Source organism: Vibrio sp. OPT24 (assembly GCF_015163545.1).
Classification (GTDB): domain Bacteria; phylum Pseudomonadota; class Gammaproteobacteria; order Enterobacterales; family Vibrionaceae; genus Vibrio; species Vibrio cyclitrophicus.
In genome coordinates this window covers 103,897-128,726 of sequence record NZ_JADDYI010000049.1, presented here as the reverse complement: position 1 = coordinate 128,726, position 24,830 = coordinate 103,897, and the positions used below count along the sequence as shown (strand labels likewise).

The 24,830-nt window shown below is 44.4% G+C and carries 26 protein-coding genes; 15 read left to right on the top strand and 11 right to left on the bottom strand.

The genetic code is table 11. The features are described 5' to 3' along the window. Positions 1 to 14: 14 nt before the first annotated feature. The 3 genes from spoT to gmk all read right to left on the bottom strand — a co-directional run bounded on the left by spoT (position 15) and on the right by gmk (position 3,370). Positions 15 to 2,141 carry a bifunctional GTP diphosphokinase/guanosine-3',5'-bis pyrophosphate 3'-pyrophosphohydrolase gene (gene spoT, locus IQO02_RS13340; RefSeq protein WP_010433627.1) on the bottom strand — a complete coding sequence of 709 codons (2,127 nt, stop codon included), beginning with the start codon at positions 2,139 to 2,141 and terminating at the stop codon, positions 15 to 17. A 53-nt stretch (positions 2,142 to 2,194) separates the two neighbouring features. Next, positions 2,195 to 2,467 carry a DNA-directed RNA polymerase subunit omega gene (rpoZ, locus tag IQO02_RS13335; RefSeq protein WP_009848003.1) on the bottom strand — a complete coding sequence of 91 codons (273 nt, stop codon included), beginning with the start codon at positions 2,465 to 2,467 and terminating at the stop codon, positions 2,195 to 2,197. A gap of 279 nt (positions 2,468 to 2,746) precedes the next feature. After that, positions 2,747 to 3,370 (bottom strand): guanylate kinase, encoded by a 624-nt coding sequence (gene gmk, locus IQO02_RS13330; protein WP_010433632.1) that lies wholly within the window; start codon positions 3,368 to 3,370, stop codon positions 2,747 to 2,749. Between the two features lie 492 nt (positions 3,371 to 3,862). Between gmk and IQO02_RS13325 the strand changes: the two genes are divergently transcribed. The 3 genes from IQO02_RS13325 to IQO02_RS13315 all read left to right on the top strand — a co-directional run bounded on the left by IQO02_RS13325 (position 3,863) and on the right by IQO02_RS13315 (position 6,353). Next, a complete protein-coding gene (locus IQO02_RS13325; protein ID WP_010433636.1) occupies positions 3,863 to 5,233 on the top strand; it encodes an NCS2 family permease in 1,371 nt (456 codons plus the stop codon). 170 nt (positions 5,234 to 5,403) lie between these two features. Next, positions 5,404 to 5,829, top strand: a complete 426-nt coding sequence (locus IQO02_RS13320; RefSeq protein ID WP_010433639.1) for a phosphate-starvation-inducible protein PsiE — start codon at positions 5,404 to 5,406, stop codon at positions 5,827 to 5,829. Positions 5,830 to 6,140: 311 nt separating this feature from the next. Further along, positions 6,141 to 6,353 (top strand): cold-shock protein, encoded by a 213-nt coding sequence (locus IQO02_RS13315; RefSeq protein WP_004735656.1) that lies wholly within the window; start codon positions 6,141 to 6,143, stop codon positions 6,351 to 6,353. 335 nt (positions 6,354 to 6,688) lie between these two features. Here IQO02_RS13315 and IQO02_RS13310 read toward each other — a convergent pair whose 3' ends face one another. Further along, entirely contained in the window at positions 6,689 to 7,555 is an 867-nt protein-coding gene (locus tag IQO02_RS13310; RefSeq protein WP_016768955.1) for a YicC/YloC family endoribonuclease, read from the bottom strand. 333 nt (positions 7,556 to 7,888) lie between these two features. Here IQO02_RS13310 and rph point away from each other — a divergent pair, with 333 nt between their 5' ends. Both rph and pyrE read left to right on the top strand, forming a co-directional pair. Continuing rightward, entirely contained in the window at positions 7,889 to 8,605 is a 717-nt protein-coding gene (gene rph / locus IQO02_RS13305; RefSeq protein WP_010433734.1) for a ribonuclease PH, read from the top strand. A 231-nt stretch (positions 8,606 to 8,836) separates the two neighbouring features. Further along, a complete protein-coding gene (pyrE, locus tag IQO02_RS13300) occupies positions 8,837 to 9,478 on the top strand; it encodes an orotate phosphoribosyltransferase (RefSeq protein ID WP_004735727.1) in 642 nt (213 codons plus the stop codon). A gap of 75 nt (positions 9,479 to 9,553) precedes the next feature. On the opposite strand, the gene IQO02_RS13295 is transcribed toward pyrE, so the two are convergent. The 3 genes from IQO02_RS13295 to coaBC all read right to left on the bottom strand — a co-directional run bounded on the left by IQO02_RS13295 (position 9,554) and on the right by coaBC (position 12,545). Continuing rightward, the gene (locus IQO02_RS13295) at positions 9,554 to 10,534 is read right to left on the bottom strand and encodes a Kdo(2)-lipid IV(A) acyltransferase (RefSeq protein WP_016788464.1); all 981 of its coding nucleotides are present in this window, start codon (positions 10,532 to 10,534) and stop codon (positions 9,554 to 9,556) included. A 39-nt stretch (positions 10,535 to 10,573) separates the two neighbouring features. Then, positions 10,574 to 11,164 carry a nucleoid occlusion factor SlmA gene (gene slmA / locus IQO02_RS13290; RefSeq protein WP_016768952.1) on the bottom strand — a complete coding sequence of 197 codons (591 nt, stop codon included), beginning with the start codon at positions 11,162 to 11,164 and terminating at the stop codon, positions 10,574 to 10,576. A 139-nt stretch (positions 11,165 to 11,303) separates the two neighbouring features. Next, complete coding sequence (coaBC, locus tag IQO02_RS13285) at positions 11,304 to 12,545, bottom strand: bifunctional phosphopantothenoylcysteine decarboxylase/phosphopantothenate--cysteine ligase CoaBC (protein WP_016768951.1); 1,242 nt, start codon at positions 12,543 to 12,545, stop codon at positions 11,304 to 11,306. 224 nt (positions 12,546 to 12,769) lie between these two features. Here coaBC and radC point away from each other — a divergent pair, with 224 nt between their 5' ends. The 6 genes from radC (at position 12,770) to IQO02_RS13255 (ending at position 16,939) form a co-directional block, all read left to right on the top strand. After that, entirely contained in the window at positions 12,770 to 13,444 is a 675-nt protein-coding gene (gene radC, locus IQO02_RS13280) for a RadC family protein (RefSeq protein ID WP_010433741.1), read from the top strand. A 292-nt stretch (positions 13,445 to 13,736) separates the two neighbouring features. Then, the gene (gene rpmB, locus IQO02_RS13275; RefSeq protein ID WP_004728407.1) at positions 13,737 to 13,973 is read left to right on the top strand and encodes a 50S ribosomal protein L28; all 237 of its coding nucleotides are present in this window, start codon (positions 13,737 to 13,739) and stop codon (positions 13,971 to 13,973) included. Positions 13,974 to 13,986: 13 nt separating this feature from the next. After that, positions 13,987 to 14,154, top strand: a complete 168-nt coding sequence (gene rpmG, locus IQO02_RS13270) for a 50S ribosomal protein L33 (protein WP_002535344.1) — start codon at positions 13,987 to 13,989, stop codon at positions 14,152 to 14,154. A 328-nt stretch (positions 14,155 to 14,482) separates the two neighbouring features. Next, the gene (locus tag IQO02_RS13265) at positions 14,483 to 15,031 is read left to right on the top strand and encodes a hypothetical protein (protein ID WP_016768950.1); all 549 of its coding nucleotides are present in this window, start codon (positions 14,483 to 14,485) and stop codon (positions 15,029 to 15,031) included. A gap of 2 nt (positions 15,032 to 15,033) precedes the next feature. Then, positions 15,034 to 15,843 carry a bifunctional DNA-formamidopyrimidine glycosylase/DNA-(apurinic or apyrimidinic site) lyase gene (gene mutM / locus IQO02_RS13260; protein ID WP_016788462.1) on the top strand — a complete coding sequence of 270 codons (810 nt, stop codon included), beginning with the start codon at positions 15,034 to 15,036 and terminating at the stop codon, positions 15,841 to 15,843. Between the two features lie 91 nt (positions 15,844 to 15,934). Continuing rightward, the gene (locus IQO02_RS13255; RefSeq protein ID WP_010433784.1) at positions 15,935 to 16,939 is read left to right on the top strand and encodes an NAD-dependent epimerase; all 1,005 of its coding nucleotides are present in this window, start codon (positions 15,935 to 15,937) and stop codon (positions 16,937 to 16,939) included. A gap of 134 nt (positions 16,940 to 17,073) precedes the next feature. Here the strand turns inward: IQO02_RS13255 and IQO02_RS13250 are convergent, their stop codons facing one another. The 3 genes from IQO02_RS13250 to IQO02_RS13240 all read right to left on the bottom strand — a co-directional run bounded on the left by IQO02_RS13250 (position 17,074) and on the right by IQO02_RS13240 (position 19,635). Continuing rightward, positions 17,074 to 17,826 carry a glycosyltransferase family 25 protein gene (locus IQO02_RS13250; protein ID WP_016792613.1) on the bottom strand — a complete coding sequence of 251 codons (753 nt, stop codon included), beginning with the start codon at positions 17,824 to 17,826 and terminating at the stop codon, positions 17,074 to 17,076. Positions 17,827 to 18,068: 242 nt separating this feature from the next. Beyond that, positions 18,069 to 18,551: a pantetheine-phosphate adenylyltransferase gene (coaD, locus tag IQO02_RS13245; RefSeq protein WP_010433787.1), complete on the bottom strand. Its 483-nt coding sequence runs from the start codon at positions 18,549 to 18,551 to the stop codon at positions 18,069 to 18,071. A 1-nt stretch (position 18,552) separates the two neighbouring features. Further along, the gene (locus tag IQO02_RS13240) at positions 18,553 to 19,635 is read right to left on the bottom strand and encodes a glycosyltransferase family 9 protein (RefSeq protein ID WP_010433790.1); all 1,083 of its coding nucleotides are present in this window, start codon (positions 19,633 to 19,635) and stop codon (positions 18,553 to 18,555) included. A gap of 96 nt (positions 19,636 to 19,731) precedes the next feature. Between IQO02_RS13240 and IQO02_RS13235 the strand changes: the two genes are divergently transcribed. After that, complete coding sequence (locus IQO02_RS13235; protein ID WP_102282688.1) at positions 19,732 to 20,445, top strand: 3-deoxy-D-manno-octulosonic acid kinase; 714 nt, start codon at positions 19,732 to 19,734, stop codon at positions 20,443 to 20,445. A gap of 55 nt (positions 20,446 to 20,500) precedes the next feature. Here the strand turns inward: IQO02_RS13235 and waaA are convergent, their stop codons facing one another. Then, positions 20,501 to 21,763, bottom strand: coding sequence for a lipid IV(A) 3-deoxy-D-manno-octulosonic acid transferase (gene waaA, locus IQO02_RS13230; protein WP_016791481.1), 1,263 nt, complete (start codon positions 21,761 to 21,763; stop codon positions 20,501 to 20,503). Positions 21,764 to 21,895: 132 nt separating this feature from the next. Here waaA and IQO02_RS13225 point away from each other — a divergent pair, with 132 nt between their 5' ends. Genes IQO02_RS13225 through IQO02_RS13215 form a run of 3 tightly spaced genes read left to right on the top strand, consistent with a single transcriptional unit; the run spans position 21,896 to position 24,818 of the window. After that, on the top strand, positions 21,896 to 22,927 hold the full coding sequence (locus IQO02_RS13225) for a CDP-glycerol--glycerophosphate glycerophosphotransferase (RefSeq protein WP_010433799.1): 1,032 nt from the start codon (positions 21,896 to 21,898) through the stop codon (positions 22,925 to 22,927). 9 nt (positions 22,928 to 22,936) lie between these two features. Then, positions 22,937 to 23,728 (top strand): glycosyltransferase family 2 protein, encoded by a 792-nt coding sequence (locus IQO02_RS13220; protein ID WP_010433802.1) that lies wholly within the window; start codon positions 22,937 to 22,939, stop codon positions 23,726 to 23,728. Between the two features lie 10 nt (positions 23,729 to 23,738). Next, entirely contained in the window at positions 23,739 to 24,818 is a 1,080-nt protein-coding gene (locus IQO02_RS13215; RefSeq protein WP_016792607.1) for a glycosyltransferase family 4 protein, read from the top strand. The last annotated feature ends 12 nt before the right edge of the window (positions 24,819 to 24,830 follow it).

Genomic DNA, 24,830 nt, shown 5'->3' with positions numbered 1-24,830 from the left:
ATCAAGTTTAAACGTTAGTTCTTACGACGTCTTACTTTCAGCGCGTGTGGCATCACACGTAGCTTTTTCATAATACTTGCAAGATGAACACGATCTTTGGTGGTCAGCAAGATAGTCACTGTGTACAGGCGTCCATCACGTTCTTCAGTTGAAATACCGTGAATGTTCGAGCCTGTTTTCGAGATAACGTTAGTTAACTCAGCCAGTGCACCTTGGTGATTCTGCAGATCAACCTGAAGTTCAGCAGTGAACTCTTGGTCGTAATCGTCAGACCATTCAACCGCCATGTATTTGTCTGGTTCTTTCTGGTAACCACGAACGTTTGGACACGTTTCACGGTGAACCACAAGGCCACGACCTGGCGATACATGGGCAATGATGTGATCATCTGGAATTGGGTGACAACAGTTAGCGAACGTCAGTAGTAGACCTTCAGCACCACGGATAGCCAATTTCTTCCTTGGTGTGTCGCTGTTGTTTTCCACTTCAGTCAGTTCGTCAGCATCACCCAGTAGACGACGAGCAATAACGATACTCATCAGCTCACCAAGACCAATCGATGCCAGTAAGTCTTCAACATTGTCTAGGCGAAGATCAGACAATACGTGGTCGATATTCTCTTGGCCGATATCGCCAATAGAGTGTTCGCCAAGTGCATGATTCAGTAGACGACGGCCTAGCGTGATCGACTCTTCACGACGCATCGTTTTCAGAACCTGACGGATCTTAGTACGTGCACGCGATGTCACCACGTAGTTGAGCCATGCTGCGTTCGGGCGTGCGCCCGGAGCACTGATGATCTCAATGGTTTGGCCATTCTTCAGCGATTTGCTCAGTGGGTAAGGGTTCATGTCTACACGAGCACCTACACACATGTTGCCGACATCGGTATGTACCGCGTAAGCAAAATCGACCGCTGTTGCGCCCGCAGGAAGTTCGACAATGCGACCTTTCGGCGTGAACACAAAGATCTCATCAGGGAACAGATCAGACTTAACGTTTTCAATGAATTCGAATGAGTTACCTGCGCTTTGTTGCAGCTCAAGTAAGCTCTGCATCCAACGTTGTGCTTTAACCTGTGCGGTCGTGCCGTTGCTACTACGTGCCCCATTGCCTTTGTAAGACCAGTGCGCTGCGACACCTTTGTCTGCCATTTGATCCATATCTTCAGTACGAATCTGAACCTCAACGGGCACCCCGTGAGGGCCGATCATTGAGGTGTGCAGAGATTGGTAGCCGTTGGCTTTTGGTACCGCAATGTAATCTTTCATGCGGCCAGGACGAGGCTTGTACAGGCTGTGAGCCTGGCCAAGTACGCGATAACAAGTATCTGGGGTATCAACCACCACGCGGAAAGCGTAGATGTCCATAATGGTGTGGAAGCGTTGTTCTTTGGTTTTCATCTTGTTATAGATGGAGAACAGGTTCTTTTCACGACCAAGTACGCGAGCAGGCAAACCGACTTCTTCAAGACGGCCTTCGATTTCGCTATGGATACGTTGGATCATTTCCTTACGGTTACCACGCGCAGCTTTCACTACGTTTTTAAGTACGCGATAACGGTTAGGGTAGAGGGCTTCAAAGCCCAACTCTTCTAGTTCGGTCTTGATGTTATGAATACCAAGACGGTGAGCCAGTGGAGAGTAGATCTCTAGGGTTTCACGAGCAATACGACGCTTTTTGTCAGGACGAAGTGCCCCAAGCGTACGCATGTTGTGAGTACGGTCAGCTAATTTGATCAAGATAACGCGGATGTCTTGCACCATGGCGAGAACCATCTTGCGGAAGTTCTCTGCTTGCGCTTCTTTGCGATCACGAAATTTAAGCTTATCCAGCTTAGATACACCATCTACCAATTCAGCAACAGTATTGCCAAATTTAGCCTCAAGGTCTTCTTTAGTGACATCACAGTCTTCGATGACGTCATGAAGTAAGGCTGCTTGCAGGGTTTCGATATCCAGACGCATTTCTGCCAGGATTCTTGAAACCGCTACAGGGTGGATTATGTATGGTTCACCGCTTGAGCGGGTTTGCCCTTCATGGGCGTCTCTCGCTACCACATAAGATTGACGCAGAGCCTCAATTTGAGGCTCTGTTAGGTATTCTTGGGCAACGTCTTTGAGGCTATCGAATAGATACAAATTAAAGGCCCGGAAGGTTAATTAGTTCGAATGGCGCTATTAGCGACTGTGAGCTAACGAGTGTGAGCGATGCTGCTTACTGCTGCAAGTTCAGCCGCTTCTTGCTCTTGTTGCTCTTGACGCTCACGAGCATCTAGTACGTCTTTAGTGATAAGACCTTCTTCGATTTCACGAAGAGCGATAACCGTTGGCTTATCGTTTTCTTCAGGCACTAGTGAATCTTTACCGCCAGTTTGCATTTGACGTGCGCGGCGAGCCGCAATAAGAACTAGGTCGAAACGGTTGCCAACTTTTTCAACAGCGTCTTGAACAGTTACGCGTGCCATGAGGACTCCAAATAGTAATTAACTAATAAATTTTTTATGACGAGAAAGTATACAAGTTTAACTAGATAGTTTCTAGTTCACCGTATACTTATCTCAATGGAAAATCCAGTTATACCAATCACAGTAAATAAGTGCTCAGAGATAGCGTCGGAAAAAAGTTTGAGAACAAGGAAGAATTTTTCGATAAGTAGTGACCCTACAATCAAAAATTCTAACGACGTTATCAGGCTTTTTCACAAGCTAGAATGACCAGTTGTTTACTACGATTGGTATCAGAGATTATTCCGCCAGTAGTGCTGTAAGCATGCCGCTGTATTTTGCTGCTTGCTTATCTTCTTTTAAGCGCTCCGCACGAATGATTGCTCTGAAGTCCATTAGGGCTGCATCAAAGTCATCATTCACGATCACATAATCGTATTCTGCATAGTGAGAAATCTCTGATTTTGCTTCGCTCATGCGTTTCGCAATAACTTCGTCGCTATCTTGACCGCGAACATTTAAACGACGCTCTAGCTCACCATTTGATGGTGGAAGAATGAAGACACTCTTCGCTTGAGGCATTTGTTCTCGGATCTGACGAGCACCTTGCCAGTCGATATCTAGGAATACATCGATACCGCGGTCTAGGTTTTCTTCAATCCAAACGCGTGACGTACCGTAGTAGTTGCCGAATACTTCAGCATACTCTAGGAACTCACCTTTACTAATAAGGTCTTCAAAATGATGTTTTTCTACAAAGTGGTAGTGAACACCATTTTCTTCACCAGGGCGCATACCGCGAGTGGTGTGTGAAACAGATACCTTCATTGCGTAGGTTGGATTGGTTTCTAGCATTGCTGAGATCAAGCTCGACTTACCTGCGCCACTAGGTGCAGATACGATGTAAAGAGTACCTTTGCCCATCTGTATATTTCCACTGTTGGTTGGATAGAGTGAAGGCGATAAACCGACACTATAAAAGATAGCACTGACCTTAATTGTTATACCGATGGCTGCATCTATAAAGGGATAACGAGTGAAACTAATAGAGACAACTGGTGAAAATTAGGTCAGAAAAATGGAGGCGAAGAGTAGCATATTTAGATGATTGAGAACAACTGACTTGATCGTTATTTATTAGCGAATGATCTTATCAAGGATCTTTGTATAAATGTAATGACTCATCATGTTCACTTTTTTATGTGATCTGGGCAAAATTTGTTGAAGTTTTAATCCCAACCCTTACAATCCGCGCAAACGATTAAATGCTGTATATGTCTAGGGTTAACAGACCCTACTGGACTAGATGTTTCTACTACCAAGCCTACCTTGGTGACTACAGTTTTTAGTGTAGAGACCTCTCTATTCTCACAGCATTTGAATCTCAAATTCTTAATTTATTGCAAAGGTTTTGTTGTGAGTACCGATTCCACCCTGAAAGCCCAGAACACCTCTGGCTCGCTTGATTCGATGTTTAAAATCACTGAAAGAAAAACCACGATTGGCACAGAGCTGTACGCGGGTTTTATTACTTTCTTAGCGATGAGCTACATTCTGGCGGTTAACCCAGCGATTTTGGGGGATATCCCAGGTATGGACAAAGGGGCAGTATTTACAGCAACCGCTCTGTCTGCCGCTATCGCAACGCTTATTATGGGCATTTGGGGCAACTACCCAGTCATGCTTGCACCAGGCATGAGCATGAACGGCTTCTTCAAAGGCTTATTATTAAGTGGCTCTGTTGCGGTGCTTTGGAATGAAGCGCTGTTTGGCATCTTCCTATCGGGTATCCTTTACCTCGCGTTCTCATTGACCAATATCCGTAAATCGATGATTGAGTCGATTCCTGAAGATTTGAAGTTGGCGATTACCGTGTCTCTCGGACTGTTCATTGCTTTCTTAGGCCTCAAGAATGCGGGCATCATTGTTTCTAACCCGTTCGTCTTGGTTGGCTTAGGTGACATTTCCGATCCGAAAGTGATCATCGCTTATGTGAGCATCTTCATTGCATTAGGCTGTATGGTTCGTGATATTAAGTTAGCAACCTTTATCTCGTTCGTTTCTGCTATTGCACTGACCATTCTTGCTGATGTCTTCATGGGCACTTCAAATGCACCAATCCCAGAACAGTTCATTGCTATGCCACCAAGCATGGCAGGTAGCTTCGGTGCTATTTTTGATTTCTCTGCTTTTACGCCAGAGAAAATGTTTGACCTCTTGTTCATCGTCCTTATTTTCCTGATTGTCGATTTCTTTGATGGCTTGAGCACAATTGTTGGTGTGGGCCGCGATGCAGGTATCATTGACAAAGACGGCAAGGTACCAAACGCAAAATCAGCGTTAGTCGCCGATGCGGGCGGTACAGTGATTGGTTCAATTCTAGGTACCACATCGATTACTGCTTTCTCTGAATCGGGTATTGCTTCTTCTCAAGGTGCAAAAACGGGCTTGGCAGCAGTCATGGTGGCGGGTCTGTTCTTAATCTCGCTTTTCCTATACCCACTTTTCTCTATCTTCTCGGCGGCAATGGTTGCGCCTGCGATGGTTGTAGTGGGCATCTACATGGTGGGTCGTCTTGGTCAGATTAACTGGGAAAAGAAAGAGTCACGTATTGCAGCTTTCTTCACCATCATGTTCACCGTACTAAGCTTCTCTCCTGCCAATGGTATGGCGATGGGTTTCATCAGCTACGCATTCACCATGGTTGTGGCAGGTAAGCGTAAAGAAGTACACCCGCTTATCTACGGACTGTGTGTGGTGTTCTTAACTTACCTAATCCTGCTATAAGCTTAATAGCCAAGTAACGTTTGTTAAGCAACAGTCGTTAAGTAACAAACCAATAGATGGCTCTGCAGTGAAAGTGGGGCCATTTTTGTATCTGTTATCTCTTAGAATGCGCGACTTATATTGATGCATGCTATTGTAGAGGTTGGATTAATTATTTTTGAAGAGTGACTATGTCTTCTCACTTACCTAAGTCTTTTAGTAAGCCTTTCCTTAAGGTTTTCCACATTCTTGAAGCCGTTCTATTAGTGGCGATCACACTGGCGACACTGTTTGCCATGATGGAAGAGTTCATGCACGTCTTTGCTGAACGTCGAGTACAACTGACCGACATTCTGCTGATGTTTATCTACTTAGAAGTGCTAGCCATGGTTCAGCAGTTCGTGATGAACGGTAAGATCCCAGTGCGATACCCTATCTATATCGCGATGATGGCGATAGCACGTTACATCACCTTGGGTATGAAAGAGTTGGATGCGGTACTGATTGTTTGGTTATCTTTAGCGGCATTTATCTTAGCTGCAGCAACTCTGTTGATTCGAGTTGGTCACCATTACTGGCCATATGTCGATCTCAGAACTAAGCAGCCAGACGAGTAAATTTTTTGAGATCAAAATCTTACAAATCAAGCCCGGCGACCTAGCTGAGCTTGAATTAAAGCCAACCGAACAAAAAAACATCAATTATTTTCAAATAAAGCTTTACAACCGGGCCTAGATCACCAAGAATGGCCTCGCTCTGTTTTCAGAGTTATTAAATGAAACATCCAGTTGTAAAGTAAAACCCTTAGTATTGCTTCATTGTTATTCTCAGTGTTTCCCTTGGCTTCATAGATACATTAAATAATTCAAGCTTTCAGCGCATCGCACTTTTGGCGATTAATTTTTTATTTTTATATAAGGGACACATCATGTCTAACAAAACAAACGGCGTAGTAAAATGGTTTAACGAAGAGAAAGGTTTCGGTTTCCTAACTCAAGACAACGGCGGCGCTGACGTATTCGTTCACTTCCGTGCTATCGCATCTGAAGGTTTCAAGACTCTTAAAGAAGGCCAACAAGTGTCTTTCGAAGTAGAGCAAGGCCAAAAAGGTCTTCAAGCTGCAAACGTTGTAGCTCTATAAGATTTTAAGTCGGCGCAGGTTGCATTAGCAACTTGCGTCACTTTCTCCCTTAAATCTTTCCCCTCTAGTTCCATCTGTAATACCCCCCTCAAAATATTCTAAAATCCTTTGTTACATCCGCTTCTCTGTTTTATCTATAGCTGTATCTATCTCTATCTCTTGCTCCAAACAAATCTCCTGCGTAATAATCTGCTCACTTAGTCATCCTGATTGGCATTATTTTATCCATAAAAAAAGCCCCTAAAATTAGGAGCTTATCTTGATTTAATTAACACTGTTAGTTAATCAACACTGATTCAGCTAATGGCTATTCACAGCGTATTACTGACAAACTGTTATTCAATATTCTGGATCTGCTCACGCATCTGTTCGATAAGAACCTTAAGCTCTACGCCCGATGCTGTGATGTCTGTGCTGATCGACTTAGACGCTAGCGTGTTTGATTCACGGTTGAACTCTTGCATCATGAAGTCAAGCTTACGGCCACAAGCGCCACCTTTCTTCAATACTGCATTGGCTTCTTTAACGTGAGAGTCTAGGCGGTCTAGCTCTTCTGCGACGTCTGACTTCTGTGCTAGCAGGATAAGCTCTTGTTCAACGCGAGAACCTTCAAGCTCAACTTTAGCTTCTTCAAATTTGTTAAGTAGACGCTCACGTTGCCATTCTAGGATCTCAGGCATGCGTGCACGAACTTTCACTACTTCTTCAGTGATCGCATCCAAGCGCTGAACGATGAGCGCCTTCATGTTTTCACCTTCACGAGCACGAGCATCAATGAACTCTGCAATCGCATCGTTGAATGCTTCTAGCAGGTCTTTGTTGATGGCATCCATATCTTGCTCTGGCGTTTCCATCACGCCAGGCCAGTTCATGACTTGGAATGGGTTCAAACGGCTGTTTTCACCTGTCATGGTCATAACTTGGTTAGCTGCATTAATGACTTGCTGAGCCAAACCTTCGTTGATACTTAGCTCACCTTTTGCCGCTGGGTTTGCTTCAAAACGTAGGTTACATTCAACCTTACCGCGCGCTAGACGCTTACGGAAACGCTCACGTAAGATTGGTTCTAAACCACGGAACTGTTCAGGCATACGGAAGTAAGTTTCTAGGTAGCGTTGGTTTACACTACGGATTTCCCATACTGCTGTACCCCAATCGCCTTTTACTTCTTTACGCGCGTACGCGGTCATACTATAAATCATCGAATTTTCCTGTCTTTTATCATTCTGAAAATAACGCGCACGAATAGTATCACGATATGGTGTACTCCCGAAGCCTGTCGCTTTTCACTATCGATAGCCTTTGCGATAACTCCCCCTTTCATGGAGATTAGCTTTTAATGGCCAATCGCTTTTAATGAGCAATAGCGTTTAATGACTAATAGCTCCTAATAACCAATAGCTTCGAACAGTAAATAGATTTGAAAGGTAAACTGCTATATAATCTTGCCCCAATCAAAACTGTCTCACCCCTTTCTTAGGTGATGCACTCTTTCGATAGTCAATCACTTCAGACTGTTAATAAGGTAGATACCAATGCGTCCAAATGACCGCGCTGTAGATCAAATTCGTCCAATTAAAATTACTCGTAACTACACAGCTTATGCTGAAGGTTCTGTATTAGTTGAGTTCGGCAACACCAAAGTTCTATGTAATGCGACGGTAGAAGAAAACGTACCGCGTTGGTTAAAAGGCCAAGGAAAGGGTTGGGTAACCGCTGAATACGGTATGCTTCCACGTGCAACGCACACTCGTAACCGTCGTGAAGCGGCGAGCGGCAAGCAAGGTGGTCGTACGATGGAAATCCAACGTCTGATCGCTCGTAGCCTACGTGCTGTTGTTGACCTGAAAGTACTGGGTGAAATTATGATCACTGTCGATTGTGATGTTATCCAAGCAGACGGCGGTACTCGTACTGCTTCTATCTCAGGTGCAAGCGTTGCGATGGCTGATGCTATCAACAGCTTATTAGCAAGCGGTAAACTGAAAAAGAACCCAATGAAAGGCCACGTAGCGGCAGTTTCAGTGGGCATCGTTGGTGCACAAGCACTGTGTGACCTTGAGTACGTTGAAGACTCAGCAGCTGATACCGACATGAACGTTGTAATGACGGAAGACGGTAAGATGATTGAGATTCAAGGCACCGCAGAAGGCGAACCGTTCAGTCACGAAGAGCTGATGCAGCTTTTAGCCCTGGCGAACAAGGGCATTGCCGATATCGTCGAAGCGCAGAAGTCGGCGTTAGCAGAATAGTTTTTAGATAGCTCCCACATCGGGGGCTATTTTTTTATTTTCGTCATAGATAACTCCACACCTATGTTAGCTACAATTTTTCACCCTAATCACATAGGTTCCCTATGCTCATAGGGCTGAAAAACTTTGCTGCCTTGTTGTAGAGCTATCTATTTAGAAAATACATCATCGTTAGCTTTCGAAGTGATCGGAAGTTAGGAATTGGAAAGTAAATTAATTTAGAGGATGAGCATGAAAGCATATCAACGTGAATTTATTGAATTTGCACTAGAGAAAGAAGTACTTAAGTTTGGTGAGTTTACTTTAAAGTCTGGCCGTAAGAGCCCTTACTTCTTCAATGCTGGATTGTTTAATACAGGTCGTGACTTAGCGCGTTTAGGTCGCTTCTACGCAGCAGCATTGGCAGATTCAGGCATTGAGTTCGATGTACTATTTGGCCCTGCATACAAGGGTATCCCAATTGCAACGACAACAGCAGTTGCTTTGGCTGATCACCATGATGTAGACACGCCTTACTGCTTCAACCGTAAAGAAGCGAAGAATCACGGTGAAGGTGGCAACCTAGTGGGTAGCGAACTTGAAGGTCGCATCATGCTAGTGGATGACGTGATCACTGCAGGTACAGCGATTCGTGAGTCGATGGAAATCATCCAAGCAAACGGCGCTGACTTAGCGGGTGTTCTGGTTGCTATTGACCGTCAAGAGAAAGGCAAAGGCGAGCTGTCTGCGATTCAAGAAGTAGAGCGTGACTTCGGTTGTGCGATTATCTCAATCGTTAGCCTGACTGATCTGGTGACTTTCCTTGAAGAGAAAGGCACCGACGCAGCGCACCTAGAATCTGTAAAAGCGTACCGCGCTCAATACGGAATCTAATACTACTCGTAATTAGACTATAGAATGCACAAGGGGCTGATGATTCATCAGCCCCTTTTCTTTTGGTTCAGTATATTATTTATAACGAATGCCGCGCTCCACTTCGGGATCTTCCATCGTTTTGAAGCGCTTGTGCAGCCACATCCATTGCTCTGGTGCTCGCAAAATAATCTTCTCAAGATAGCGATTTAGATAAGCGGCCGCCGCTTTCTCATCTTTCTGAGGATAGTTATCTTCGATTGATTCATCGGCCATGATTTCATACTTGCCGTCGGCATTTCTAAAACCAGACCCTGGAACAAGGGCGCATCGGCTGGTGTAAGCCAAAATACTGGTGCCTGTTGTGGTACATGCATCTTCTACAGCAAAGAAAGGGACAAACACAGACTTGTTACGGCCGTAATCATGATCTGGCAGGTAGAAAAGGATCTCCCCCTGACGCAGGATTCGAATCATGCGTTTCACATCTTTACGGTGAATCAGGCGATTGCCATTCTGAGTACGACCACGGTATTGAATGAACTCATAAGCCGGATTGTTGTGTGGGCGGTAAACACCTAAACCTGAAATACCTAGAACAGCCATTGCTCGCGCAGTGATCTCTAAGTTCAAGGCATGCACACAGCACAACAAAACACCTTTGCCGTTGGCTTTGTGAGTACGCAGCATTTGGGTGTCTTTATCCACTAGGATTCTTTTGAAACGCCACGTTGGCCAAAACCACGTAATGCCGGTTTCGATCAGTGCCATACCCGTATTTTTGAAGTTTTCACTGACCATTGCAGCGACTTCATCCGCTGGCTTATCGGGAAATGCTAATTCTAAATTGCGTGTCGCCACAGCCACTCGTTTCTTGCCATAACGAGCCCCGAGAGTTCCCAACGATCGACCTAATATTAATAGTAGTCGGTAAGGAAGGACATTGACGATAAGCGCTAATAACCCGAAGCCAAACCATACACCCCAATATTTAGGGTGAAGTAGAGCTAGAGTAAAAGGCGGCTTAGTAATCACGTGTTGTGCCGTGCCGTTTGCTGAAGAAGTTTTCGTCGTCATAACCATCACTTAAGATTTGATTGCTACTTAATTTGATTGCTACTTAATCTGAGCGCTTAGCAGTGCCCAATAAGCATCAAAGTTTTCTGTCGGTTGATATTTGAAGTCAGAACGTACAAATCGATTCAGGCTGCCTTCAACTTGACCTAGCAACTGAGCCGCTAAGATTTTCTCATCAACTGGGAACGATTTTCCTTCACGAAGCTTTCTTTCGCGAAGAATTTGGCGAAGTTGAGTCTCAATACGTTCGAAAAGCTGATTAATTCGTTCACGAAGACGCTCATTCTCAAACATTAGGGCATGACCCGATAAAATACGAGTTAAGCCTGGGTTGCGCTCAGAGAAGACTAAGATCAGTTGCATCACTAAGCGGATACGCTCAAGAGTGTCTTTCTCTTCATCGAGAATGCGGTTGATTCGAGACATCAACGCTTCTTCTATAAACTCGATCAAGCCTTCAAACATGCGGGCTTTGCTTGGGAAGTGGCGGTATAACGCAGCTTCAGATACGCCGACTTGCTTAGCCAACTTTACCGTTGTGATACGAGAAGCACCTTCGGTCGATTCCAACATTTGTGCGAGAGCTTGTAGGATTTCTTCACGACGGTTTGATTTTCGAGTACCAGCCATCTATTTACTTCCTTTCCTAAAGATGAGGATTGAGTGAAGAAAGATTATAAACACCATTCAATTCTGTTTCCTAGTTTTGTGAGCCCTAGGTCAACAGAATCGAGAGGTGTCAGCAGATTGTCAGAGCAAATCTGTGCGTTTATGCATCAATAAGCTGTTGGATCTGATCGAGGATCTGGAAACCTAGCGTGTCTTTGCTCTCCAGTGGCAAGGATTTATCGCCGCCTTTCCAGTAAAGGTGCAATTCATTGCTGCTGCTATTGAAGCCTTGGCCTTCGACAGAAACGTCATTGGCACAAATCATATCAAGGTTCTTTCTTTCGAGCTTTCCGCGAGCGTATTTCTCTACATCTTGAGTTTCAGCAGCAAAGCCTACGGTAAAGGGACGACCTTCGGTCATTGAGGCAACAGAAGCGACAATGTCTGGGTTCTTAACCATTTGAATGGTCATGTCGTCTTTACCATCGACCTTTTTAAGCTTTTGGTCTGCAATGGACTGTGGACGATAGTCGGCCACTGCAGCACAGCTAATGAATATATCGTGTTGAGAAGCGTTTGTTGTAACCGCATCAAACATCTGCTGAGCGCTGTCGACATCGATACGATTAACTTTGTTTGGCGTTGCTAGTGATACCGGGCCGCTGACTAGAGTGACTGTTGCGCCTTGTTTAGCGGCTGCTTCAGCCAGTGCATAGCCCATCTTGCCAGAGCTGTGATTGGTAATGTAACGCACAGGATCGATGGCTTCACGAGTTGGCCCCGCCGTTATCAATACAGAGCGACCAGCAAGCGGCTTAGGTTGGAAGAAGTCTTCACAACGGTGTACGAGTTGCATTGGTTCTAACATGCGACCCATGCCGACATCACCACACGCTTGCTCGCCTGCAGCAGGGCCCCAGATTTCACAACCACGACGTTTTAGCGTGGCAATGTTCTCTTGAGTCGCCGGGTGGCTGTACATTTGCTGGTTCATTGCTGGGGATACCGCAACTGGCGCATCGGTCGCCAAAACCAGAGTGGTCAGCAAGTCGTTGCCCATGCCCGCCGTCATGCGAGCAATAAGGTCAGCCGTTGCTGGCGCTAATAGTACTAAATCGGCCCATTTCGCGAGTTCGATGTGCCCCATCGAAGCTTCAGCAGCAGGATCAAGCAAACTATCAGACACAGGTCTTCCAGATACAGCTTGCATGGTGAGAGGAGTGATGAACTCCTTAGCCGCATTTGTCATAACGACTTGTACCTGCGCTCCTCGTTCAATTAAGCGGCGAGTCAGTTCGGCACATTTATAAGCTGCGATACCACCACTAATACCAAGTAGGATTTTTTTGCCAACTAAGCCTTGTTGGTCAGCGCTGCTCTGTTGATTAACCAGTGTTTGCATGATTCTGTTCCTTAATTTTTCTGGGACTTACGATATCAGAACAAAGGATTAGTGCCTAGAAGCAGAATTGGAACAGATTTGACGCTCATCAAGTTGGTGTTATCAAACTTATCAATTACATGGTTTTGCTAGCGACTCGTTTCCTTTGGTCTTTATTAAACGATCTCTCTTAATAAGCTCATTAAGCTGATGCGTTGTGTTCATGACTAACTAGTTAGCTTTATATGCCTATAAGTAAAATGCCTGCTGAATCTATGCCAAGAGAAAAGCTACTCAATAGAGGGCCGGACTCTTTGACTGATGCAGAGCTGCTCGCGATATTTCTTCGAACGGGTACGCAAGGAATGAACGTTCTAGAGCTTTCTGACAAGTTGATCAAAGATTTTGGTTCGCTGCGTCATCTTTTTTCAGCAACGGAGGCCGAGTTTTGTGCTCATAAGGGAATGGGGCAGGCAAAGTTCGTCCAATTGCAGGCCGTATTGGAGATGACGCAACGCTACTTAGCAGAGACATTATCTCGAGGGGACGCGTTGACCAGTCCGAATCATACCAAGTTGTATCTTTCGAGTATGTTGCGCGATCGCCAGCGAGAAGCCTTCTATATATTGTTCTTAGATAATCAAAACCGGGTAATAAAGGATGAAGTCATGTTTGAAGGAACCATCGATGCAGCATCGGTTTACCCAAGAGAAGTCGTCAAAAGGGCACTTCATCATAATGCCGCCGCCTTAATCTTGGCTCACAACCATCCTTCTGGTGTTGCGGAGCCAAGCCAAGCAGACAGGCGAATTACACGCCGATTAACCGATGCATTGGCGCTGGTGGACATCCGAATTCTCGACCATTTTGTGGTTGGAGATGGTGAAGTTATCTCTTTTGCAGAGAGAGGATGGATTTGAATCACATTTTAGGTTGTTAGTTGCGTTAAATCTGCTATTATTCCGCCCACATTTTAGAACCTTAAATCAGCTCTGATTACTCAAATAGCTGCGGTGCTCAAAAAAAGATCACGAAATCCTTAAAAAGGATCTGTTCGGGTCTTGAGCAATGCATGTCAAGTTAGTATAATACGCGACCTTTGATAGCCTTGAATGGATTTTCCATTGTGGTTTTTACCTCTATTTTCAGAATTGATAGAGAGGTTCGGCCACCAAGGTTGATATCGAGCTGAAACGATTTGGAGAGACATTCATGTCCCGAGTATGTCAAGTAACTGGTAAGCGTCCAGTAACGGGTAACAACCGTTCACACGCACGCAATGCTACCAAGCGTCGTTTTCTGCCGAACCTACAAACTCACCGTTTCTGGGTAGAGAGCGAAAAACGTTTTGTTAAACTACGTCTAACTGCTAAAGGCATGCGTATTATTGATAAGAAAGGCATCGATGCTGTTCTTGTTGATATCCGTGCACGTGGCGAAAACGTTTAAGAGGAATTAAGCAATGGCTAAAGGCATTCGTGAGAAAATCCGTCTAGTATCTTCTGCTGGAACTGGTCACTTCTACACAACTGACAAGAACAAGCGTAACATGCCAGGCAAATTTGAGATCAAAAAGTTTGATCCAGTAGTTCGCCAGCACGTTATGTACAAAGAAGCTAAAATCAAGTAATTGATAGCCCCTTTGTCTCTTCTTTTATAGAAGAATAAATTAAAAACCCAGCTTATAGCTGGGTTTTTTTATGCCCAAAATTTGATTCGCCCCAGTATTTTGAGAGGCTTAAGCTTTTTCGAGAAGACTCAGTGTTTTTGATAGGCGTAAGTTTCATTGGCTCAATTTGGCACCTACCGTAAAGACGTTACACTTGCCGATGGGCTTATGTGATAGAAAATAGCGCAACATAGAAAGTATCGCCTTTTTCACGATATACTGAACACTCAATAGGTTAGATGAGCAGAATCAGATGAGATATCGTGGACGCCGGTGGAACAACATACTCATGTTAAGCGTGATCGCTTTTATTGGGGTATTAAACCTGCCCACTTTGATCAAAGCGTATCTTATCGAGCCCGAGCCTGAAGTTAATGTCAGCAGTCCTTATCCCTCTCTTTTAAATCCAGCAGCTGAGCTTCAAGCTTTACACTTTGCTCATTGGTCAGTTTTGAAAGAGGATGGTCATTGGATTTATCAATTTAAAGACACAACACTTCCTCAAACTACCAGTGCACAAGAGCTGTCTCAGCGATGGCAAGAGCTTGTGGGCACTGAAGTCGATTCAAAAACTTATACCGATCTTGCCCCTCAGCTAAAGACACCCCACACCATTGAAGTGTGGTATCAAGACCAAGAAGAGCCACAGCGCATTACTTATTATCAATTGCCTGAATTTTGGTTGTTAAAAAACTGGAATGATCAGTGGCTAGCAGTGTCTATTGAAGAGAACTATTTGTTTCCAAGCTTTGGCTCAGACCAGTCCTTAAAATCAGACAAACTATCTACATCAAACAAGCAGTCTATATCAGACAAACCAATGAAATCGGACGACTAACTATGCCTGAATTACCCGAAGTTGAAGTAAGCCGCATGGGGATCTCGCCTCATTTAGTTGGCGAGACGATTAAAACCCTTACCTTTCGTACCCCCAAGCTGCGTTGGGATATCCCTCAAGAACTTAAGACATTAGAAGGGCAGGTGATTCGCTCTATCTCGCGTCGCGCAAAGTACCTACTGATTGAAACCGATATGGGCACAGCCATTGTTCACCTTGGTATGTCTGGCTCACTGCGCGTGTTAGACGCAGATTTCCCGCCAGCAAAACACGATCACGTGGATCTTAAGCTCACCAATGGCAAGATATTGCGTTACAACGATCCGCGTCGTTTTGGTGCTTGGCTATGGTCGGCGCCTGATGAGATACATACTGTACTACTTGGCTCTGGTCCTGAGCCGTTAACCGATGACTTCAACGCAGATTACATTGCCGAGAAAGCAGAAAAGCGTAAAGTTGCCGTCAAACAGTTCATCATGGACAACAAAGTAGTGGTAGGAGTGGGTAACATCTACGCTAATGAGGCGCTGTTTTCTTCACGAATTCATCCACTTCGCCCTGCTAACAAGATAACTCAAGCAGAGTGGATGCTACTGACCAAAGAGATAAAGCAAGTACTCGCGACCGCCATCAAACAAGGTGGCACTACTTTAAAAGATTTTGCGCAAGCAGATGGCAAGCCGGGGTATTTCGCCCAAGAGCTGCAAGTCTATGGAAAAGCAGGCGAAAAGTGCCCAAGCTGTGAAGCTCTAATCCAAGAGTTAAAAATAGGGCAGAGGAATACGTTTTTTTGCGAAGAGTGCCAAGTATAAAAAAACTGAACGCGCGTTCACTTTTTACTGCTAGTAGATATAAGTGCTAGTCGCTACAATTACATTAATGATATGAATTGAGAATAGTAGAATGAAATATTTAGTAACTGGCGTTGCCGGTTTTATCGGCTCTGCAGTGTCAGAGCGACTATGCGCAGCAGGCCATGAGGTTGTCGGTATTGATAACTTGAATGACTACTACGAAGTCTCTTTAAAGCATGACCGCCTTAAACGCATCGAACATGAAAATCTGACCTTTATTGAGCTGGATCTTGCTGATAGAGAGGGCATGGCGAAGCTGTTTGCTGAGCAAAAATTTGACCGTGTGATTCATTTAGCAGCGCAAGCTGGCGTTCGTTACTCAATTGATAACCCAATGGCGTATGCCGATAGCAACCTTGTCGGTCACTTAGCTATTCTTGAAGGCTGTCGCCATAATAAGGTTGAACACCTCGTTTATGCTTCATCGAGTTCCGTTTATGGCTTGAATCAAAAAATGCCATTCCATACAGCAGACAGTGTTGATCACCCGATTTCACTGTACGCCGCGACTAAGAAGTCGAATGAGTTGATGGCGCATACCTATTCTCATTTATACGACGTACCAACGACAGGTCTTCGCTTCTTTACGGTTTACGGCCCTTGGAGTCGCCCTGATATGGCGATGTTCAAGTTTGCGAATCTAATCGTAGCGGGCAAAGAAATCGACATTTATAACAACGGCGACATGATGCGTGACTTCACTTATATCGATGATATTGTTGAAGGTATTATTCGTGTTCAAGATCGTATTCCAGCCAAGCAACCAGATTGGACCGTTGAGCAAGGGTCACCAGCAACCAGTTCTGCTCCGTATCGCGTGTTTAACATCGGTCATGGCAGCCCGGTTAAATTAATGGACTACATCGAAGCATTAGAAGGTGCTCTAGGTGTTGAAGCGAAAAAGAACTTCATGCCAATGCAGCCTGGTGATGTGTACGCGACTTACGCTGATACGGAAGATTTGTTTGAAGCGGTTGGCTATAAACCTCAAGTGAAGATCCAAGAAGGCGCGAAAGCTTTCGCGGATTGGTATAAAGCCTATTACTCGCTGTAGTAATTGATAAACTTTGAATAAAAAATAGCGCTCACTGAGCGCTATTTTTATAGGTAATCGCATGATTGCTTTTTAGGTATAAACATAAGCATAAAGAGAGGGGGCAATTTAATGTGAGTGTACTTTTCCTAGACCTAGAATTTTGGTCTGAACTCTTTATCTAGTACTGCAAGGTGATAAAGGTTTGTTGATAGATTAAGTGCCATACTCTTTATTTTGTTCACAATCTTCATAAAGGCGACAGAATAGTCTTTTCTACCTTTATGTTTACGACTACCGATAATTGACGGCCGTTTACTACGCTGTAATCCAGCAGAAGAAACACCAAACATGGGGTGCTTATGAATCCAAGTATTCCTTAAGAATACATCAACTGGATAATTAAAAGTTGAACTTTGTTCGATGAAAGCTTGTGCCGCTTTGGGAGATATAGCATAGCAGGCGGTTCCTTGAGGAACTTTCAAATACTTTACAAGATGCTGTGTATCGTACTTATCAACTGAATAATGTAGTCTATTCTTACTGTCTTGTAAGCGAATAAAACCACACTGCTCAATATGCTGCTCGGCGATAGTCAAAGTATTGCGAAATATATCGATATCAATATCGGCATGATCTTCGAAGACTAAAATGGGTTCATTTAACTCTATGCATTTTTGCCAAATAAGATAATGGCTTGCATAACACCCCACTTCCCCAATTGCATGCGGTCTACCCATATTGTGTAAAAAAGCTCTATCGTGAATTCTTGTTAGTAGAGGATGTTCATCGGTTCGTGCATCCACTCCGATAAAAAACTCAAAATCAACCTGAGCATCCTTAAGGGCGTTAGCTGTTGATTTTTGCCTACAATGGTTTGCTTTTAAGGTAATACAGTATGATTTCATAAAGCTATATTGATGTATTTATTCACAAGAAATTATGTTATCACTCGTTTGGCTTTTTGTAATGATTGTTCGCTTTGTTAGAGGTTATGGTTGTGACGAACCTCAAGAGTGTTCGGGGTTCGCATGATCTGATTCATCGGTTCTGCAGTGTCAGAGCTAATATGTAGGGGTCTAAATGAATTTATCTGTCTCAAAAAATAGCGCTCAATGAGCGCTATTTTTTTCGGTTTAGGTAAAGAGAATTACTTGGCAGTCTTCAGCTTTATCTCGGCTGCCACCTTTTGTGGCACAAACTGGCTAATGTCTCCACCATGAATGGCCACCTCTCGAACTATTGTCGAAGAGAGGAATGCATACTCCTCTGAAGGTGTTAAAAATACACTTTCAAGGCCTGGAAGTAGCTTTCTGTACATGCTGGTGAGTCCAAACTCGTACTCAAAATCCATGGTTGTTCTTAGGCCTCGCACCAACACATTCGCTTGCTGCTGTTTAGCAAAATCGACCAGTAACCCCGAAAATCCTTCAACAGACACGTTAGGTAAGTGAGACACCGCATCACGTAACAACTCTACACGTTCATCTAATTCAAACATGGTTTTTTTACTTGGGCTCGCTGCTACTCCAACAGTGATATGGTCAAACATGCTAGCGGCACGAACAATGATATCAAGGTGGCCATTGGTCACCGGATCAAAAGTTCCTGGATAAATAACGTGTGTGCTCATTTTAGCTGTCCTTGCTTAATGTAGTGTTCGAATTCGGTGCTTTACTAGAGTTTAAGGCCTTATCGAGTTGCTGCTTTACCATATCGAGTGTGATGTCTTTCATCAGGTCATCGCCTTTAGCACGGGTTCCCCATGGAAGGTCTGCGACTGGTTTACCTTGTTGTGCTTCTACGTGCTGTTGATAAACACTCACTACGATATCGAGATCGTTGTAAGGTCCTGTTCTACGAGGATCGCTGTGCGCGTACAAGCCGATTACAGGCGTTGACTGCGTAGTTGCCAAGTGGGCTGGGCCAGTATCAGGTGCCAATACCACCGTTGCATGTTTCAGTACGGCAGTCAGTTGCTTCAAGTTCGTTTTGCCAATCAAGTTGGTTACTGGCGACTGGCATAATTTTTCGATGTCGCTACCAAGGTTAACTTCTCTTGGTGCCGGAGAACCACATAACACCACTTGCATGCCTTGTTCGACAGCATAATCAGCAATAGCTGCATATCGCTCAGTTAACCAATTGCGTGAATCTTTGCTTGCAGCTGGGGAGATAACCAAGGTCGGCTTGTCTGCCATGGTGCTAATTGCGAGTTGTTCATCTTCAGGTGTTAAAGGGATATCCCATTGAGGCTTATCGAAGGGGACACCAATGTAGCGAGCAAATTCGGCAAAGTTATCCAACACATGAAACTTATCTGAAATAGGTAGATGGTGGTTGGTAAAGAGTGACTGCATTTCACGAGTACGGTTTTTGCCAAATCCCACTTTGCACTTCGCCTTTATCCCCCAAGATAGCACGCTGGCTCTGAGTGCGGCTTGCATATGCAGAAGTGCATCAAATTTACGATCAGATAGCTGACGCCATAATTCACGCATTCCTTTGAAGCCTTGTTTCTTATCGAAAACAATCACCTCAATACCGGGTAGATCGCCGATCAGCATGGCTTCTATTTTGCCCGTTATCCAAGTGATTTTCGTTTCAGGCCACTGCTTCTGGATGGCTTGAACCACAGAAATAGCATGACAAACATCACCAATCGCGGAGAGGCGAAGTATGCAAAGAGATTGAGGTGCAGTTGAGAACAGTGACATAAAGTGCCCGAAAAAAGTGAATAACATCAGAATTATGCAGATACTCGCATTAGTTGTAAAATAGCAATGACGAAAAGCGACCCAAAGGCCTCATAGATGGAAACGATTAGCACCAAGAACCAAACAATTTGGTACGACCCTGAACTTTTGGCTCAGGTACCAGAGGGCGATATCGCTCAGATCTTTGAGGCTGAATATTGGCAGCAACAAGACGCCATTTCAGGCAGTGCTCAAGGACGCGGTACCACATGGTTCATTCGGCTTGATGGAATACAGGCCGCATTGCGCCATTATCGCCGTGGCGGATTGTTTGGGAAGCTCGTCGAAGACCAATATCGCTTCTCTGATTGGGAAAGCACGCGCTGTGCGATGGAGCTTAATGTTCTCAAGGCATTGGCAAACGCAGGTGTGAATGTACCGAAGCCCATTGCTGCTAGAGCCATTAAAAGCGGACTACTTTATCGAGCGGACTTAATGTCTGAACGAATTCCCAATGCCAAAGATCTGGTTGATGTCTTGGTCAATGGCCCGATAGATGCGGATGTTTATCGTCGAATTGGGCAAGAGGTACGCAAGATGCACGATGCTGGGGTTAATCATACCGATCTCAACATTCATAATATCTTGCTTGATGACTCGCAAAGGGTGTGGATCATTGATTTTGATAAGTGTGGTCATCAAGCGGGTGATGACTGGAAAGAAGACAACTTGAATCGCTTAAAGCGCTCGTTCTTAAAAGAAGTGAACAAGCGCCAGATTCAATGGCAAGAGCCGGATTGGGAACCGTTATTGCAAGGCTACCAAGGTTAGTTGCTGTTAGTTAAGAGTGGTGACTAGCTAAGAAGGCCATTAGCTAAGAAGGCCATTAATTAAGAATGTATGCCAAGGTTTTATTCAACGCCCCTCGATTCTGTTCAACCACTTGATAAGCCGCTAAGCCTCTGTTTTTACGTAAGTCAGGCTGAGAGAATAGCTCTCTTAGCTGGCCTGCAATTTCATTACTGTTTTGACTAATAGTGACAGCTTGAGCTTCAAGCAGTTTGTCTGTGATCTCGCTGAAGTTAAAATAGCTAGGGCCATTGAGTAAAGGTAACTGCAGTGCCGCAGGCTCTAGAAGATTGTGGCCACCTACCTTATCGCCCACAAGGCTCCCTCCCATAAAGCACACATCAGATCCGCCGAGTAATACCAACATTTCTCCCATCGTATCCGCAATATAAACTTCAACATTAGAGGTGATTGGTTGCTGACTCGTTCGAGTGATAGTCTTGAAGCCGTGCTCTTGAGCTAGCTCAGACACTTGGTTAAATCTCTCTGGGTGACGAGGCACAATCATCAGCAAGGTATTCGGATTGTCTTTAAGGAGCTGTTTATGAGCGTCTAAGACAATTTCATCTTCGCCTTGATGAGTGCTGGCTGCTATCCACACACAGCGTTCAAAGCCAATTTGTTCACGTAACGCTTTGCCTTTTGATACTTGTTCAGCTGAAACTTCAATATCAAACTTGATCGATCCAGTCACATGCACAGATGCTTTATCTAACCCTAATCGTATAAAACGCTCAGCATCACTTGGGTATTGGCAAAGTACTTGAGAGAGATTTTTGGCTAAGAGATCAAAAACGGCTTGGAATTTAGCATAACGCTGGCACGAGCGTTCAGATAGGCGAGCGTTGAGTACCGAAATGGGGATTCCAGCTTTCGCGACGCAGTGCAGTGTGTTTGGCCATAACTCGGTTTCCATGATTAACATCTGTTTAGGCTGAACAGTCTTCAAAAAACCTCGAATACACCAAGAAAAATCAATCGGCATGTAGCGATGCTCGACTAAATCACCGAGTTTTTCTATCTGCTCTGCACCCGTGCTGGTTGTCGTGGTAACGATAATGGCTTGGTTTGGATTGCGTCGCTTCAGTTGCTTGATGATCGGTACGGCGGCAATCGATTCACCAACCGATACTGCGTGAATCCAGATAGGATTCTTACCTTGAGTTTGCGGTGTGATCCCGAAATGTTCTTTCCAACGCTGACCAAAACTTGGCTTTCCAGGTTTGCTCTTATAAAGCCCATACAGCAGTAGCGGAGAAGCTAATGACAATATGAGAGTATAGATAAGTCGTATAAGCATAAGAACAGTGACACCAGAAGGTAAAATCAATATTCAGAAGAGTATTTTCTTCAATCTCGAAAGTAAAGAGCGTTATAATTAAATGCTTAGTTGCGCTTTCAAACGGACATGGTGAATTTTATCTCATCGCTTATGCAAACCGATCAAACCTATCGTTTCTTGCTCTACGTCGAGCAAAATTATTCATTTGCTATTCTTCGCCCATTCTATGATTACGCGAAGCAACTCGGCCATGAGGTTAAGTGGTTGCTTGTTGGTGAAGACGCTTCTGAACATCTTTTACTGGATCAAGAGCAGAGCGTCTCTTTGACAGAAGCTATTGCCTTTAATCCTTCTGCCGTTCTAGTGCCCGGTGATCGTGTTCCAGCGTTTATTCCAGGGTTGAAGGTACAAGTATTTCATGGTTTGAACGAGAGCAAACGTGGGAACTTATACCCTGAACGTGGTCTATTTGATTTGTATTGCACCGAAGGCCATGAAAGAACAAGCTCGCTTGAGCCGCTAGCTAAGCAGCGCGGCTATTTTCAAGTTAAAGAGACCGGGTGGCTGAAGCTCGATAGCTTGTTTAATTATCAAGCTAGTGAGAACCGTCATGAGAGACCTCAAATTCTGTTCGCTTCCACTTTTTCGCCAAGCTTATCGTGTGCAGAGTTGGTTTATGAAGAGCTTAAGCGCCTCAGTCAACTGAGTCAGTGGCAATGGTTAGTGACTCTTCATCCGAAAATGAATCAAGAGACGAGAGCGAAATATCAAGCATTGGAAGGGGATAACCTTCTCTTTTTCGATAATGACCGAGTGATTGAAATGCAACATCGTGCTGATGTTATGGTGTGTGACAACTCATCGATATTTCAGGAATTCTTGTTGCTCAATAAGCCTGTTGTCACGGTAAATAATCGAGACCCTCAAGCAAGCTTTATTAACATTACTCAAGCCGAGCAATTAGAGTCAGCAATTAAGCAAGCAATGCTACCTGATGAAGAAAGAGATAACGCTATCGCTCATTACGGCCCGTCAATAACACCATATTTAGATGGGCAATCCTCAGCGAGAGTTCTGAGTGCTATTACTGATGTGCTAGAAAGCGGCTGGCAAGATAACAAGCCAAAAAATTGGATTCGTAACTTTAAAATCCGTAAATCATTAAACTATTGGAAATTCTAGGGCTGAATAATGAGAAAACATACCCTGTCTGTCATTGTTATTACCAAGAATGAAGAAGACCGAATTGAAACTTGCCTTAAATCTGTTGTTGATATTGCCGATGAACTGATTGTTTTAGACAGTGGCTCAACAGATGCAACCGTTGAAATATGCCAAAAATATACAGATAACGTGACAATCACAGATTGGCCTGGCTTTGGTAAGCAAAAACAGCGAGCGCTAGATAAAGCGACATGTGATTGGGTGCTATCAATTGATGCTGACGAAGCTCTCGATAAAGAGATGAGCGACGCTCTTGTTGAACTATTAAAACAAGATCAAATCAAACACACTGCGTACAAACTGCCTTGGGGAGTGACTCTTTATGGCACGACTCTAAAACATGGCCGCAGTGCTCGTGCAGTATTAAGACTGTTTAAGAGAGAAGGCTCTCGATATACGTTAGACGAGGTTCACGAGACCGTCGTTCCTGAGCAAGGCTCTACAGGAGTACTGAAGGGGTTTCTTCTTCATTACACCCATCGCGATTATGGTCATGGTTTAGACAAAGCAGCGCAGTACGCTTGGCTTGGATCGCAAAAGTATCATCGCAAAGGTAAGAAATCACACGGCTTATTTTTAGCTTTATTACGTGCAATATGGACGTTCTTCCTTGTGTATATCATTCGCCGTGGCTTTATGGATGGCAGTGTCGGCTTCATTATGGCGATGACTTACGCTCAAGTGAATTTCAATAAATACGTCGGTTTGTGGATTCTTGAAAACCGCTCAGATGACCGCTCAAACGACCAAGCCAAATAGGAACCGAGAGATGAAGATTTTAGTTTGTGCATCTTACTTACATGCATGGAATAGTTTGCGTCCAGAAGCTGCGATTTTTATAGAGCTTGCGCGTCAAGGTCACCAAGTCACTATCATGACCCAAGGTGAGTCTGAGCATGTATCAAAGCTAGAAGAGTGCGGTATTCGAGTCGTTGATGGTTACCCAAAGCGTAAAGTTTGTTTTGACACCATTAAAAAGATTCGCCACGAGCTGAAAACGCATGATTACGACATCTGCTATGCTTTCAACTCAAAAACGATACCTAATGCGGCGTTTGCCTGTATTGGCTTTAAGGTTAAATTAGTCGTTTATCGAGGCACTACTGGAGGTTTATATCGACATGATCCAAGTGCTTATCTAACACAGCTACATCCTCGTGTAGATGGCATAGTTTGTGTTTCTGAAGCGGTTCGACAAGATGTGGTGAAGCGTGTTTGGAAGAACAAAGATAACGTTGTTACCATATACAAAGGGCATGAATTGGATTGGTATAAAGTACCACCAACCGAGCGTTCTGAATTTGGTTTGAATGAAGATGATGTCGTCGCGATTACTGCAGCGCACGTAAGGCCAAGTAAGGGCATCTCTGTCTTACTTGAGGCGACCAAATACATTACTGCACCGAACTTCCATTTGATCTTAGCGGGCAGCGGCTACGAGCCTCATTTTGATGAGATGAAAGCAAGTCCTATGAGTGAGCGCATTCACTACATTGGTCATCGTACTGACATCCCTTCAATCATGTGTATGGCTGATTTTCAAGTTCAGCCATCGATTAGCGGAGAAGGGCTACCACGCACGATTGTCGAAGCGATGGCAAATGGCACAACCTCAGTAGTGACAACTACCGGTGGCGCTCCTGAACTCGTTGTAGATGGCGAGACTGGTTATATTGTCCCGACTGGTGACGCCAAGGCGTTAGGGGAGGCTATGGACAAGCTCGCACAAGATAAGGCAAAGTGCACAACAATGAGTGAAGCGGCTAAGAAGCGCCTAGATGAAAGCTTTAGTTCACGAGTGACAGTGAAGAAGCACCTGGAGTTTTTTGAGAAGTTGCTTAAGCAGTAATATAAAGTGAAG